We start from the raw sequence: 16259 nt of genomic DNA on the forward strand, positions 1-16259 counted from the left end.
TTATATAGGCCATTATTGTTCTATTATATATATTTAAAAATTTACCAAACATTGTTTCGAAGCTACTTAGTTTTCGTAAAATATTTTTTGTTTCCGTTGGAACGGATAGGCTTTAATCTCATCTGTATCTAAATTTTCATGAAATAAATGAATGGCTATAATTTGTCTACAATCGTAAGTATGATAATAATATGTTCCGGACTCCATACACATTACACTTGTATATATGGTATTATCTAGTGCACCTTCTTCTGTTATTACTCCACCTTTAGGAACCTCGCAATTTGATAAGATATGAAAAAGAGCTGATACTCCCTCTTCTTCACTATCTATACCTTGAATGTTTTGTTTGCCATATGCTGCCCGCACAAATCTTGAGGGTGGAGTGAAATCCCCTGGAAGTCCCATTGAGCCCGATCCCTGACCAAAAGCACTTAATGGTAAGTTACTCCACTCTGTTGGCGCGAATGGCTGCGATTTAAGACCTATGTATTGTCTTAAATTTTGCAAATGCCAATTAAACTCCGGACTATTCGTCATCACTCCTAGTGGGTTGTCATACATTTTTAATCCTTCATTTGTCGGCTCCAGTACAATACAATCTCCCCATTTATCTGCCAAAATCCAATGTAGTGGTGGCGTAAGTCCTAAATCCGGTAACGGTATGTCCAAAAAGGTAAGGCTATCTACAGATTTCTTTAACTCTTTGACAGAATTGAATTGTGTCAGACTCCAAGTCACAAAATCAAATGGAGCTAAATTCGTTTTGTTGTCATCTATGCTTTGACTATAAGTAGCGAATCCTGGAAAATAGAGTGTTGCACATGTCATACCTGCTTCATTTACTCCGTCCGCCATAATGATCCTTCCTTGATGATTAATTCCCATTCCGACCGCAGCATGTTTCGTATTAATGATTTCACCAGTTATATTATTCCACTGGTAATGCCGAGGAATGATTATTACTTCTTGATTCATATCTAATGTGAAGTCCATCGTTCTTGCAAAAAGATGCTGATCGTTTTTTGTCAGTAATGTCAAACTAGTACACATAGATAACACCCCATTTTATGATTTTATCTATACTTTACATAATTCTGATAAATCTGTAAAATAAAAACCTCTTTCCTTACAAACAAATTGAGAACGCACATATAAAGTATACATACGTTGAGGTTATCTCTAGTTTATAAATTTTTAAAATATAGTTGCAAAAGAATTATATGAAAAAGGAGCGAATTGTTACTATCGCTCCTTTTTATTTCTTTCTATATTTTATTAAAATAACCAGAGACCATTTTCTCTATGAACAGTATCCCTACATAACCCTCTTAAACATCTTTTCCAATTCATAAGTAGAATGATGCACAAGAATTGGTCTGCCGTGCGGGCATGTGTATGGGTTTGTTGTTGTACGAAGTTCTTCCAGTAAAGCAAATATTTGATCGTTCGTTAAATATTGATTTGCTTTAATTGAAGCTTTACAGCTCATCATGATGGCTGCTTCTTCACGTAGTTTTTTTATATCAACTTTTTTTAGTTTAACGACTTGTTCCATCATTTCATCGATAATTTCTGTTTCTTGTCCTTTCGGGAACCACGTTGGATGTGAGCGGACGATAAAGGATTGATGACCGAATTGCTCCAAAAATAGTCCAACTTTTTTTAGTTCTTCTAGTTGCTCTTCAACACGTAAAAATTCGGTAAGAGATAAATCAATACGGTATGGTACGAGTAGTTCTTGTACTTCTTGTGCTACTCGTCCTACTTTATCACGGAAGTATTCATAATTAATACGTTCCTGCGCGGCATGCTGGTCAATCATATATAAGCCTTTATCATTTTGAGCGAAAATATATGTTCCATGCATTTGTCCAATTGGATAAAGCGGCGGTAAATCATTACCGTTCATTTCGATTTCTTCTATTTCCTGAACTTCTTCTTCCAATTCCTCTAATTCAAAGTCTTCATCGTTACTGTTCCACGATTTCTCTTCTCGAATCGGTTCTTCTATTATCGATTTTGTAGATGGTTGCCAACTTTGTTCTTCCCTTACGAGCGATTGTGGTGGTTGCCATTCTTGCTTCGGCGGTTGCCACAGTTGTGCTGGCTGCTTCACTGCCAGCGGTTCTTCTCGTTTTTCATCCATGCCTGTCGGTAAAATAATTTCCGGCATAGATGGCTCCTTCGGCTTCGCATGCTCAAACTTGAACTGTTCTTGCACACTTTCATCTTTTTCTTTTTTCTTCGTTGTCACACCCGCATCTGGAATGAGCTGTATTTTTTTGAATGCTGCTTGCAATGTTTCTTCGATAAGCTTTAGCAATTCTTGTTCTTTACTAAAACGAACTTCTAATTTCGCAGGATGTACGTTAACGTCAACTAGCATTGGATCCATTTCAATCGATAAGAAGCCGATTGGATATCGTCCGACTGGCAATAATGTATGGTATCCTTGCTGAATAGCTTTCATTAATACGAAATTTCGAACGTAACGACCATTTACAATCGTTGACATATAATTTCGAGATGCTCTCGTTACTTCTGGTAATGTTACATAGCCTTTAATTGTGAAATCTAAAGATTCCGCTTCAATTGGAACAAGCTTCTTTGCAACTTGAATGCTATAAATCGATGCAAGTACTTGTCTTACATCACCATTTCCTGATGTATGAAGCAATTTCTTTTCATTATGAAATAGCTTTAACGATACTTCTGGGTGTGACATTGCAATACGATATACGATATCTGTAATATTTCCAAGCTCTGTATGAATAGTTTTCATATATTTAAGACGCGCTGGTGTATTAAAGAATAAGTTTTGTACTGTAATATCTGTTCCTTTTCGGCTCGCTGTTTTCTCCTGCTTTATAATGTCTCCACCTTTAATAATAAGGTGTGTACCAGGTGCATCACCTGTGCTAGTGATTAATTCTAATTCACTAACTGAGGCAATACTCGGCAATGCCTCACCGCGGAAACCAAGTGTTCTTATGCGAAACAGATCGTTTTCATCTTTAATTTTGCTCGTCGCATGTCGTTCAAAAGCGACAATACAATCTTCTTCTGCAATACCATCACCGTTATCAATGATACGAATTTTCGATAACCCAGCTTCTTCTAAGTGGATTTCAATAGATGTACTATTCGCATCGATAGAATTTTCCACAAGTTCTTTTACAACTGAGGCAGGACGCTCTACTACTTCCCCTGCCGCAATTAAGTTTGAGAGTTGGTCATCGAGTTTGCGAATTTTCCCCATCTACTTACTCATCCTTTCTTTAACTTTTTCTGTAAGCGATACAGTTCATTCATCGCTTCTAAAGGTGTCATATCAAGTAAATCAATTTTTTTAATTTGCGCAAGTACTGCCGTTTCTTTTGTATCTAGAACTGGCTTGTCTTGTTTTTTCGGGGACTGTTCTCCACCAAAGAATGATAGTTGTGATTCTTCTTCATTCTCTACCTTTGTTTCTTCTATTTCTACTGGCGCTTCTTTTACAACTACAGGTTCTGGAATTACTTCTTGCTCTTGCACTTTCACTTCTACACGCTTTGGGATAATAATTTCTTCTTGTCCTTCTAATTGTGCTAACACTTCTTTCGCACGAGCAATTAAGCTATCTGGAAGCTCTGCAAGTTGCGCAACGTGAATTCCGTAACTTTTATCTGCTGCCCCGTCTTGAATTTTATGAAGGAATACTACTTTTCCGTTCTCTTCAATAGCTGAAACGTGTACATTCTTCAGTTGATCTAAACTTTCTTCTAGCACTGTCAATTCATGATAATGTGTAGAGAATAACGTCTTTGCACCAATTTGGTCGTGAATATGTTCAATGATGGCTTGTGCAAGTGCCATACCATCATACGTAGATGTACCGCGTCCAATTTCATCGAATAAAATTAAACTTCTTTCTGATGCGTTTGCAATGGCATTTTTCGCTTCTAACATTTCGACCATAAATGTACTTTGACCTGAAATTAAATCATCTGCTGCGCCAATTCTCGTAAAGATTTGGTCAAATACAGGTAATACTGCTTCTGTTGCTGGTACGAAACAACCGATTTGCGACATAACTGTTACAAGTGCTAATTGTCTCATATACGTACTTTTACCAGACATGTTCGGTCCTGTAATTAAAAATACATCCATATTCTCTGGCATAATACAATCATTCGGTACATACAATTTCCCGTTCAATACTTTTTCTACGACAGGATGACGACCATCTTTAATAAAGATTTCGCGCTTCGTTGTTAGTACAGGTTTTACAAACTGTTCTTCTTCACTCACTGTCGCAAAACTTTGCAGTACGTCTAATTCACTGATTACTTTCGCTAAATGCTGTAATTTCGGAATAAATACTTTTACTTCTTCACGAAGTGCTGTAAATAGATCATATTCTAGTTGTACAATTTTTTCTTCTGCTTCTAAGATTAATGTTTCTTTTTCTTTTAGTTCATCTGTAATGAAACGTTCCGCATTAGCAAGCGTTTGTTTACGCTCATAGCGGCCTTCTGGTAATGCTCCAAGGTTTGCTTTCGTTACTTCAATGTAGTACCCGAAAATACGGTTGTATCCGATTTTTAACGATTTAATTCCTGTAATATCACGCTCTCGTTTTTCAAGCTCAGCAATCCACGTTTTTCCGTTTTTACTCACGTAACGATATTGATCAAGCTTGTCATTATAACCATCTTTAATAATATCTCCATCTTTAATAGAAAGTGGTGGATTTTCTTGAATACTTCTTCCTAGTAATTCTGTTAAGCTCTCACATGGATCTGCACCTTGAATTAATCTCGCTGCATACGCGTTATCTAACAAACTAATCGCTTCTAAAATAGCTGGCACTTGCAGTAACGAGCGTCTCAACTGCAATAAGTCCCGTGCATTCACATTACCAAATGCAACTTTCCCTGCTAAACGTTCTAAATCATATACTTCTTTTAACTTTTCTTTTAAATCTTCACGCAAGAAGTAATCATTTACAAACGTTTCAACCATTTCTAAACGCTCTTCAATTCGTTCCTTCTGTATAAGTGGACGTTCCATCCACTGTTTTAACATACGACCACCCATAGCAGTCTTCGTCTTATCTAATAGCCATAATAATGATCCTGTTTTTTCTTTCGTTCGAAGTGTTTCTGTCAGCTCTAAATTTCGCTTTGAATGCACATCAATCTTCATAAATTGATTCGTATAATAAATTTCCACAGGCTGCAAATGATCTAATGAACGTTTTTGCGTTCTTATTACATAGTTAAATAAGCGCCCAACTGCTTTAATTAACTTTGCTTGTGAAACATTTTTCACAAGATGTTCTAGCCCTTCAGGAATTGCCGTTGCATCTTCATATGAAATCGTCATTTTTAACGTTTCAGTTAACTTGTTTAGTTCATCTTTAGAAAAGGAAGAATCTACAACAATTTCTTTCGAACCAGTTGCATACACTTCTAATAAAATATCTTCTACTGAACCAGTCAATAACGTTACTGTATTTTGCCCAGTCGTTAAATCGTTACAAGCTAACGCATATGATCCATCTTCAAAATGTGTTAATGCGGCTAAAAAGTTATTTTCTTTCTCATCAATCGTACGCCCTTCCATCATCGTTCCTGGCGTAATTAATTGTACGACTTCACGGCGCACTACACCTTTAGCTGTTTTTGGGTCTTCTACTTGCTCACAAACCGCTACTTTATATCCTTTTTCAACAAGTTGTTCAATATAGTTTTTAGCCGCATGATACGGTACACCGCACATCGGTATACGTTCACTACTACCACCGTCTCGGCTCGTTAATGTAATTTCAAGTTCGTGGGCTGCTTTAACCGCATCCTCAAAGAACATTTCATAAAAATCACCTAAGCGGAAAAATAAAAAGGCATCTTGATAGTCTGCCTTAACTTTTAAATATTGCTGTATCATAGGCGTATATTGCGTCATACTTATCCTCCATAATTCTTACATAATAATCTATATTCATATATGTCACATTTCACGGACACTCTTATCTCCTAATTCAGGAGTCTTTCTTCATTATAGCACATTTCATTAGCAATCATGTTCATCTAAGCACCACTTATGTAAAGTAAAAAGCTAGGAAGAACTTCTCCCTAGCTTTCTATTACTCTTCTTCTGCATCAACGATAAAGTTCGGATCTAACTCTTCAAACTCATCATCTTCAATTTGGAAAGCATCATCTGATTCTACACAACCTTCAGGGTTTACACTTACACAAATTTTCGTTTCGCCAACTACTTCTGTTACAAATTCACGTTCTACCGTTACAACAATTTTATTACCATTTGGTGATACAAGAGCTTCTAAACAATTTGGTGGCTGAATGACACGAGCAATAATTTCTAAATCATCACCAGAAAAGTTTTTATCACGATATCCAATGCTTACTTCATCTGTGTAGTTTACACGTTCTGTTACAACTTCTGTCTTTGTATTGCCATCGAATGAATACCAAGTGTTCACATCGTAGAAACCTTCAATTTCCACATGTTTTCCATTCTTTCTTGCTTCGTACGAGTGGTTAATTACCCAGCACCCTAAAATACTTGTTGGCTCATTATTCGATTCACATGTATGCGTTGACTTTGTATACTTACGTCCTTTTCCAACCACTGCTTTTGTAATAATCTCTCTAAATTCGGACATTCGTAACCCTCCTCAATCACTATTCACTTAATCATATGCGTGACAATAGCGGAATGTGTCATTCTTTTTTTGAGAAGAACTTACGTTTAATCCACTAAAAAAAGAGATGTCAATTCGACATCTCTTTAACAACCACAATTTCCTTTTTTACTTTCTACCGCTGCGCCCGTTTCACCCTTCAATACATCACCATTAGTTGAAATTAATATTTCATCTGTTACGTTGTTAGAAATCGTACTTGCAACTAGCTGTAGTAAGTCATTTACATATGTTTGTGAAGATTTAAATTCTTGTACAACTGGGATACTATCTAACTTATCTTGCAGGGCATCAATTTCAGCTTCTACTTTTTTCAAAGCTTCCCATTTCCCGTAATGTTGCAAGTTTACTGCTTGTTTTTGCAGTGCTTTAATTTCATCAATTGCGCGCTTCACATTTTCATTTTTATGAATTTGCGCCTCTGCTTTCTTAAAGAAATCAACTTCTTCTGTTTCAGAAATCATTTTTGCTAATTCTTTCGCTTGCTCAACAATTTCATCTTTCGAATATACTTTCATCTATTATTCCACCTCAATCGGCTCTTCAACTAATTCTCCGTTAAGAGACCAAGTTTTTGCATCCGTTACTTTTACTTTCACAAGCTGACCAATTAAAGACTTTGGAGCAACGAAATTTACAAGTTTATTCGTACGAGTATAACCTGCAAGTACTTCTGGATTATTTTTACTTTCCCCATCAACTAACACTTCTACAATTTGACCTTTATAACGATTATTCTTTTCAATTGCCAATTTATTTACTAATGCATTTAAGCGTTGCAGACGTTCTTTCTTTACTTCCATCGGTACATTGTCTTTCATTTTTGCAGCTGGTGTACCTTCACGCGGAGAATAAATAAAGGTAAAGGCAGTATCAAACCCTACTTCACGATATAACGACATCGTTTCTTCAAATTGCTCATCTGTTTCATTCGGGAAACCGACGATAATATCAGTTGTTAATACCGCATCTGGAATTGCTTCTTTAATTTTTCTTACAAGCTCTAAATAATGCTCACGTGAATATTTACGCGCCATAATTTTTAACATTTCTGTGCTTCCAGATTGAACTGGTAAGTGAATATGTTCTACTAAGTTGCCACCTTTTCCAAGCACTTCAATTAAGTGATCATCGAAATCGCGTGGATGGCTCGTTGTAAAACGAATACGGGCAATATCAACTTTACGGAGTTCGTCCATTAAATCGCCAAGACCGTATTCTATATCTTCAAAGTCTTTACCATATGCATTTACGTTCTGTCCAAGTAACGTAATTTCTTTATAACCATTCGCAGCTAAATGACGAATCTCTTGGATAATGTCTTCTGGACGTCTGCTTCGCTCTTTTCCGCGTGTATACGGTACGATACAATATGTACAGAACTTATCACAGCCATACATAATATTTACCCAAGCTTTAATATCACCACGACGTACTTTCGGAAGATTTTCAATTACGTCTCCTTCTTTGGACCAAACTTCAACTACCGTCTCCTTCGAGAACATTGCATCTTTTAGAATGTACGGTAATCTATGAATATTATGCGTTCCAAACACCATATCTACATGCTGATTTTTTTGCATAATTTTATTTACAACTGATTCCTCTTGGGACATACAACCACATACACCAATTAAAAGATCCGGATTTCTTCGTTTTAGTGCCTTTAAATGCCCTAGTTCACCGAACACTTTATTTTCAGCATTTTCACGAATAGCACAAGTATTTAATAATACTACATCTGCTTCTTCAGTTGAAAAGGTTGGTTCATATCCAAGTGCAGTGAAAATACCTGCCATTACTTCTGTATCATGCTCATTCATTTGACAACCATATGTACGAATATAGAACTTTCTTCCTGTACCGAAATTGCGAAACTCTTCAGGTAAGCCAAAATCCCGTTCAATTTTAACTTCTTCTTTCCCTCGTTTTTTCGCCTCTTTTAAGGAAGGTGGTTGGTATACACTTTCAAAGTATTTACTATAATCTTTCTCTTCTTTTTTCTTAGAGGAATTTGCTTGTTGACTTGCTAATCGTTGTTGCTCGTTCATCGGTAATCTCCTTTCACCCTTAACTATACACACTTTATAGTCCATTTTAATGCACTTAGACCCACCTCAAAAATGGTTAGATAGCTTGAGAGATAACTTGTCCTTTGAAACTTGAGTAACCAATCTAATCATCTATAAGAATGAAGTCTTCCCCACACAAATAGACATTCCCTTTTTATATTTCTTTTTGTCCTACTAAAAAGCATATTGCTTTATCCCTATAAACATTACCATAGTATGAAGCGTTTCGCCAATTTTAACAAAAAATTGGCGCTGTCTTATCTTACATTTTATTAGCAATGAACTTGCCATTTCCATACAACGATTTACATATTATTGTACCATTCTGAATTTTCTAAGTAAATAAGACTACCTTATTTTCACTCATAAAAAAAGGTTGCCAAATGGCAACCTCCTCTTCTTATATTACATAAATTCAGCAACAAGTTCATCAAACATTTTCTGATCCATATTTAAATCAGATTGCACTAAGGGCTTCTCACTATATCCTTTTACTAGTTCTTGGTATGAAGGTTGCGCTGTATTTTGATAAATTAAACCAGTTACTAATCCGTTATTTTCCATTAATGTTTGCATAGCCATCATGCGATTAGACGGATCATATCCCTCTACTGTACTTAGTTTTGTTAAATTCTCTTTAAACCAATCGTAAGTATTTACTTTATTGTAAGTAACACATGGGCTAAACACGTTAATTAATGAAAATCCTTTATGATTAATACCAGCTTCAATAATTTGTGTTAATTCTTTTAAATCACTTGAAAAGCTTTGCGCCACAAATGTCGCACCAGCTGTTAAAGCCATTTCCATAACATTTAGTGACGGTTCAATTGAACCTTGTGGTGTACTTTTCGTTTTGAATCCAGCTTCACTACGTGGTGAAGTTTGCCCTTTTGTTAATCCGTAAATTTGGTTATCCATTACGATGTACGTAATATCAATGTTACGACGAATAGAATGGATCGTATGTCCCATACCAATCGCAAATCCATCACCGTCACCACCTGATGCGATAACTGTTAAATCACGGTTTGCCATTTTCACACCTTGCGCAATTGGAAGGGCACGACCATGAATACTATGCACACCATATGAATTAATATATCCTGAAATACGACCTGAACAGCCGATACCAGAAATAACAGCAAGTTCATCTGGATTTAGGCCAACGTTAGCTGCCGCACGTTGAATTGCAGCTTGCACTGAGAAGTCTCCGCAACCTGGGCACCAGTTTGGTTTTACACTGTTACGAAAGTCCTTAAATGTTGCCATTTAATACAACCCCTTTTTTGCATTCGTTGTAAATCTCTTTCGGTAAGAATGGGTTTCCATCATATTTTAAAAGACTAGAAATTTTCTCACCGTTACCAAGATTCATTTTCATAATGTTAGCAAGTTGGCCTGTTGCATTGTTTTCTACCACTACAACACGCTTCGCATTTTTCACAAGTGGATCGATTTCAGCTGTTGGGAACGGATGAATTAAACGCACATGAGCATGGTTTACTTTCATACCCTCTTGTTCTAAGCGCTCCATTGCTTCTTCGATCGCACCACGAGTTGAGTTAAATCCAACAAGCAATACGTCTGCTTCTTCATGCTTAACATTTTTATAAACAGGGGTATTAAACTTCAAGTTCTCCATTTTACGGAAACGTTTGTCCATTTGATCTTTACGGTTTATAGCTGATTCAGATGGTTTACCCGTTTCATCATGTTCTACACCTGTAACATGGTGAACACCATTTTTCATACCAGGTAAAACACGTGGTGAAACGCCATCTTCTGTTACTTCATAACGCTTGAAGTATGCTTTATTTTCACGTTCTGGTAATTCCGCTTCTAAATCAAGCTTACCGCGACGAATTTCCACTTTATCTAACTTAAGTGGTTCTACTGTCTGTTTCCCTAAAGAAAGCTGTAAATCTGTTAAGAAAATAACAGGTACTTGATATTCTTCAGATAAGTTAAACGCTTCTACAATATCATAGAAAGCTTCTTCCACTGTACTTGGCGCCATTACGATTTTTGGAATTTCACCGTGCGTACCATAAATCATTGCCATTAAATCAGACTGCTCTTGTTTCGTTGGTAATCCTGTACTTGGGCCACCGCGTTGTGTATCAACAATTACTAATGGCGTTTCTGTAATACCTGCTAAACCGATTGCTTCCATCATTAAGGATAGACCTGGACCAGCAGATGCAGTTAATGTACGAACACCAGCATAGTTTGCACCGATTGCCATTGTACAAGCTGCGATTTCATCCTCAGTTTGGATTACTGTTCCGCCGACTTTTGGCAATTTTTTAATTAAGTATTCCATAATTTCTGATGCAGGTGTAATTGGATATGCAGACATAAAGCGAGCACCACCAGCTACTGCACCAAATGCAATTGCATCGTTCCCAATCATAAACATGCGTTTCTGACCATCAGCTTTTTCAAGCTGCATCATGTTTACTTTTTCACCTAGTAACTCTTTCATATATTGAGAGCCGCGCTTAATTGCGTCCATGTTTTTTTGAACGACTTGCTCTCCTTTACGACCAAAGATCTCTTCAACAACATCTAAATAAGCTGTTTCATCTAATCCTAATACCGCACTTGATGCTCCAACAGCAACCATGTTTTTCATTAATGATGTGCCTAATTCTGAAGCAATATCTGTAAACGGTATCACATATAGATTTACATCTGTATTGTCAGGTATTGTCGGATTAAATTTCGCATCTGCAACTACAATCCCACCTGGACGTAATTCGTGGAAGTTAAAATCAATTGTTTCTTGATCAAAAGCAATTAAAATATCTAAATCATCTGAGATCGCGCGTACTTCTGTTGTACTTACACGAATTTTATTATTTGTATGGCCGCCTTTTATACGTGATGAGAAGTGGCGGTAACCGTATAGGTAATATCCTAATCGGTTTAATGCAATACAGAAGATTTCTCCTGTACTTTCAATTCCTTCACCTTGTTGGCCTCCAACTTTCCATGAAAGTTGACTAATCATCTCCTACACCCCTTTTGGCTGCATTCATTGTAGTGTATTTTTTTACAGTAATAGTTTAGCATTTTTTATGCAAATAAACTACAATGGACGCAAATTATGCCTCTTCTGATTTCCCTGAATCTTTAGTATAAAGCTATTTTGTTTTTCATTCTAGTATTAGGTCTTAAAAAAAGCAATAATATCAAATGAATTAATTCTAATTTTTCTGGATTTTTAAAACAAAAATTTTAAAAGCTTATATGTTCAACAAAATTATCATATAAAAATCGCTCTATAGTAGATGCAGCATAGTGTTTACAAAGCTCGTTAATTACATTTTCATAATCTCCATACGCTGATACATCTACAACCGTTTCTAATATCCCATCAAAATCCGAACCAAATCCTATATTGTTCTCTCCCCCCAACGAACAAATATATTCGATATGTCTTATTATATCTGTTATATTCGCTTGTTTTTCACTTGTTAGGAACTGTGGTACAAAAGTAACACCAATCACGCTATTTCGCTTTATAAGAACTTTAAGTTGTTCATCATTTAAATTACGTGGATGCTGACAAAGTTTCCTACAATTTGAGTGGGAGGCAATTGGATTTCTTGCAATTTCAATCACATCCCAAAAACTTCTTTCATTCAAATGAGAAACATCAGTCCATACATGTAATGTATTAAATTCTTGTACAACATGTTTACCAAAAGTCGTTAAACCCGCCCCACGCGTCTCTAGCGCACCATCAGCTAATAAATTGGCATAATTCCATGTTAGTCCAAAAGAACGTACTCCTAGGCGATAAAACAACCGTAATTTCATTTCATCTTTTCCAAGTGCTTCGCATCCTTCTAGTGTTAATATTGCTCCAATCTCGTCCTGTTTTAACATGTTCATATCATCTTTTGTCCGAATAAACTTTACACCCGGTAGTGATAAAATTTCATTATAAAAAATATCTACCATTTGTAATGCCACTTCAAATCGTTTTTCATACGCCACTGTTTCTGGAACATATATAGCAAAACATTGTATACTTCCTTTTCTTCTCTTTAACTGTTCAAACGTAATATGTAATTGCGAATCATGTTTAAAATCCTTTTTCCCCTTCGCATTCCATAACTGAAAGAGTACATCACAATGGGCATCAAATATTTTCATTTCCATTCCTCCATTATAAAAACAACCTGTTTGCATACTGCAAACAGGTTGTTTAAACTTAACGAGGTTCTACAATTAATTTTATTGCTGTACGCTCTTCCCCATCAATCATAATATCCGTAAACGCTGGGATACAAATCAGGTCCAAACCACTAGGCGCTACAAATCCTCTTGCAATTGCTACTGCCTTTACCGCTTGGTTCAATGCACCTGCACCAATGGCTTGAATTTCTGCTGTTCCGCGTTCGCGAATAACACCTGCAAGTGCACCAGCTACAGAATTAGGGACCGACGTTGCTTTAACTTTTAATATTTCCATTCCGCGTTTCCTCCTCGTTTCTATAAAAAGTATTAGCAATTATTTCACTTTAACTTATATTCACGAGGAATGACACGTATTCCTGCTAAATTTCTGTAATTTTTCTAAAAAATTAAAAAATAATAACTTATCTAAATTTTAATGGAAATTACTCAAAAAATGGCTGATCATCATTAATTAAGATACGCTCAATTTTCTTAGCTTTTCCTGTATTAGGATCCACATCAATTAGCACTGCACTTAATTGTGTTCTACCATTTGTCACTTCAAATCGTACTGGTAAGTTTGTTAAAAACTTCTTCAATACTGCTTCTCGGTCCATACCTAAAATTCCATCGTACGGCCCTGTCATACCAACATCTGTGATATATGCCGTTCCGCTTGGTAAAATGCGATTATCTGCTGTAGGAACATGCGTATGTGTACCTACTACCGCTGTAGCACGACCATCTACATACCAACCTAACGCTTGTTTTTCGCTTGTAGTTTCCGCATGGAAATCAACAAAAATAATATTCGTACGTTTTTTCGCAATGTTAATTAATTCATCCACTTTACGGAATGGACAATCAATTGGAGGAAGGAACGTACGTCCTTGTAAGTTAATAACTGCAACTTCTGTTCCATTACAGTTCACAAAAATAAGCCCTTTTCCTGGAGTTCCTTCTGGGAAGTTAGCTGGTCTTGCAAGATATTTTGCATCATCAATAAATTCAAATACTTCACGGTTATCCCAAGCGTGATTTCCAAGTGTAACCGCTTGTGCTCCGCATTCTAAAAAGTTACGATATATTTTTTCCGTAATTCCACGTCCACCTGCTGCATTTTCTCCATTAATAATGGTTACTGTAGGTGTATATTTCTTCTTTAGTGCCGGTACGTATTGTTGAATCATACCTCTACCAGGAGATCCTACTACATCCCCAACAAATAATATTCTCATATGTCTTACCCTTCCTATGTACTACATTTTTTATTACTATAGCTTCAAGTAATTATCTTACAATATATTTATTATAAGTTTGTTTCACTTGTATGCTAGGTATAACTAATTTCCTTTATTTTAACCAATTCCAACACAAAAAAATAAAGTGGTGTTTCACCACTTTATTTTGCGTATTCCACTGCACGTGTTTCACGAATAACAGTTACTTTAATATGCCCTGGGTAATCCAGTTCATTTTCAATACGTTTTCGAATATCACGAGCTAAACGATGAGCTTCTAAATCATCAATTGTATCTGGTTTTACCAGAATACGAACTTCTCGTCCTGCTTGAATTGCGAAAGATTTTTCTACGCCTTCATAAGACTCTGAAATCTCTTCTAACTTTTCAAGACGACGAATATAGTTCTCAAGTGTTTCACTACGAGCTCCAGGTCTTGCAGCTGATAATGCATCTGCTGCTGCAACTAAAACTGCAATGATAGAAGTTGGTTCTGTGTCTCCGTGGTGAGATGCAATACTGTTTATAACTACAGGATGCTCTTTATATTTCGTTGCAAGTTCAACACCAATTTCAACGTGGCTACCTTCTACTTCATGGTCAATCGCTTTACCGATATCATGTAATAGACCAGCACGTCTTGCTAGTTTTTCATCCTCACCAAGCTCTGCCGCCATAAGTCCAGTTAAATATGCAACTTCCATAGAATGTTTTAAGACGTTTTGTCCGTAACTTGTACGGTATTTTAAACGACCTAAAATCTTAATTAAATCTGGATGTAATCCGTGAACACCCACTTCAAACGTTGTTTGCTCTCCGACTTCACGAATATACTCGTCCACTTCACGTCTTGATTTTTCGACCATCTCTTCAATACGCGCTGGGTGAATACGTCCGTCCTGTACTAGTTTATCAAGAGCGATACGAGCTGTTTCACGACGAATTGGATCGAATCCAGAAAGGATAACCGCTTCTGGTGTATCATCGATAATTAGGTCAATACCTGTTAACGTTTCTAACGTACGAATATTTCGACCTTCACGCCCGATAATACGTCCCTTCATTTCGTCATTTGGAAGATTTACAACCGAAACGGTTGTTTCAGCAACATGATCAGCTGCACATCTCTGCATTGCAAGAGATAAAATCTCTTTTGCTTTCTTATCTGCTTCTTCTTTCGCACGAACTTCACTTTCTTTTACCATTACGGCAATTTCATGAGAAACTTCACTTTCTACTTTACCAAGAATAATTGCTTTCGCTTGTTCGCGTGTCAGATTGGAAATGCGCTCTAATTCTGTTTGTTGCTTTTGAACTAACTCTCCCACTTTGCTTTCCAACTCTTCAATCTGTTGTTGTCTCGCTACAAGAGAATCCTCTTTCTTTTCTAACTGTTGCTCGCGTTTATCGAGCGTTTCGTCTTTACGATCAAGGTTCTCTTCTTTTTGCATTAAACGATTTTCTTGTTTTTGTAATTCGCTTCTACGGTCACGAATTTCTAATTCAGCTTCTGTACGAAGTGTATGAATTTCATCCTTTGCTTCTAAAAGCGCTTCTTTCTTAAGTGCTTCAGCCTCACGATTCGCTTCGTCTAGAATACGTTTCGCTTCATTGGCTGCACCATTAATCTTCGCTTCAGCAATAGACTTTCGAACAAAAAAGCCAACAACTGCACCGACTGTTGCAAGCAAAATGGAGATGAGTATCCAAACTGTACTACTCATGATTTCACCTCCCCTTGCTATGAATGAAAAAAGACTGTCGGCATGTACATTGAATACCAACATACAGCAAAGACCGTCGTCCCGCTTTTTTAAGGGACTTTCTTCATTTCACAATTAAAATGTCATATTATTATTTCGGCAAGATTTAAGTCTTACTCCGAATATTACTTCTCTTCTTGAGAAGAGTGTTTCGTATATAAGAAAAAATATACATTCTCATTGTATCTATCGCAATTTTCATTGTCAAGCGTTGTCTACTTTTACTTTCTTTACCTTCAGCTCTAATTTATATAGGAATGTAAAAAGCAGAGAGCATATT

General features: G+C 36.5%; 12 protein-coding genes. All 12 read right to left on the reverse strand.

What is annotated here, in order from left to right; genetic code table 11:
- Window positions 1–66: 66 nt before the first annotated feature.
- Entirely contained in the window at window positions 67–1053 is a 987-nt protein-coding gene (locus ACTFRN_RS01490) for a choloylglycine hydrolase family protein (protein ID WP_000337582.1), read from the reverse strand.
- 265 nt (window positions 1054–1318) lie between these two features.
- On the reverse strand, window positions 1319–3262 hold the full coding sequence (gene mutL, locus ACTFRN_RS01495; protein ID WP_049113030.1) for a DNA mismatch repair endonuclease MutL: 1944 nt from the start codon (window positions 3260–3262) through the stop codon (window positions 1319–1321).
- A gap of 8 nt (window positions 3263–3270) precedes the next feature.
- Window positions 3271–5949: a DNA mismatch repair protein MutS gene (gene mutS / locus ACTFRN_RS01500; RefSeq protein ID WP_000196018.1), complete on the reverse strand. Its 2679-nt coding sequence runs from the start codon at window positions 5947–5949 to the stop codon at window positions 3271–3273.
- A gap of 181 nt (window positions 5950–6130) precedes the next feature.
- Window positions 6131–6673, reverse strand: a complete 543-nt coding sequence (gene cotE, locus ACTFRN_RS01505; RefSeq protein WP_001288798.1) for an outer spore coat protein CotE — start codon at window positions 6671–6673, stop codon at window positions 6131–6133.
- Window positions 6674–6798: 125 nt separating this feature from the next.
- Window positions 6799–7230 carry a RicAFT regulatory complex protein RicA family protein gene (locus tag ACTFRN_RS01510; protein WP_000870462.1) on the reverse strand — a complete coding sequence of 144 codons (432 nt, stop codon included), beginning with the start codon at window positions 7228–7230 and terminating at the stop codon, window positions 6799–6801.
- A 3-nt stretch (window positions 7231–7233) separates the two neighbouring features.
- The gene (miaB, locus tag ACTFRN_RS01515; protein WP_001005373.1) at window positions 7234–8763 is read right to left on the reverse strand and encodes a tRNA (N6-isopentenyl adenosine(37)-C2)-methylthiotransferase MiaB; all 1530 of its coding nucleotides are present in this window, start codon (window positions 8761–8763) and stop codon (window positions 7234–7236) included.
- 426 nt (window positions 8764–9189) lie between these two features.
- Window positions 9190–10056, reverse strand: a complete 867-nt coding sequence (locus ACTFRN_RS01520) for a 2-oxoacid:ferredoxin oxidoreductase subunit beta (RefSeq protein WP_000190154.1) — start codon at window positions 10054–10056, stop codon at window positions 9190–9192.
- Window positions 10043–11800, reverse strand: coding sequence for a 2-oxoacid:acceptor oxidoreductase subunit alpha (locus ACTFRN_RS01525; RefSeq protein ID WP_000625421.1), 1758 nt, complete (start codon window positions 11798–11800; stop codon window positions 10043–10045). Before ACTFRN_RS01525 ends, ACTFRN_RS01520 begins: the two co-directional genes overlap by 14 nt.
- A gap of 227 nt (window positions 11801–12027) precedes the next feature.
- Window positions 12028–12951: a dipeptidase gene (locus ACTFRN_RS01530; RefSeq protein WP_000688009.1), complete on the reverse strand. Its 924-nt coding sequence runs from the start codon at window positions 12949–12951 to the stop codon at window positions 12028–12030.
- A gap of 58 nt (window positions 12952–13009) precedes the next feature.
- Window positions 13010–13270 carry a stage V sporulation protein SpoVS gene (spoVS, locus tag ACTFRN_RS01535; protein WP_000404341.1) on the reverse strand — a complete coding sequence of 87 codons (261 nt, stop codon included), beginning with the start codon at window positions 13268–13270 and terminating at the stop codon, window positions 13010–13012.
- 148 nt (window positions 13271–13418) lie between these two features.
- Entirely contained in the window at window positions 13419–14213 is a 795-nt protein-coding gene (locus tag ACTFRN_RS01540; RefSeq protein WP_001221095.1) for a TIGR00282 family metallophosphoesterase, read from the reverse strand.
- A 164-nt stretch (window positions 14214–14377) separates the two neighbouring features.
- On the reverse strand, window positions 14378–15940 hold the full coding sequence (gene rny / locus ACTFRN_RS01545; protein WP_000099774.1) for a ribonuclease Y: 1563 nt from the start codon (window positions 15938–15940) through the stop codon (window positions 14378–14380).
- Window positions 15941–16259 lie beyond the last annotated feature (319 nt).

Source organism: Bacillus cereus group sp. MYBK245-2, from assembly GCF_051916145.1.
GTDB lineage: Bacteria > Bacillota > Bacilli > Bacillales > Bacillaceae_G > Bacillus_A > Bacillus_A pacificus.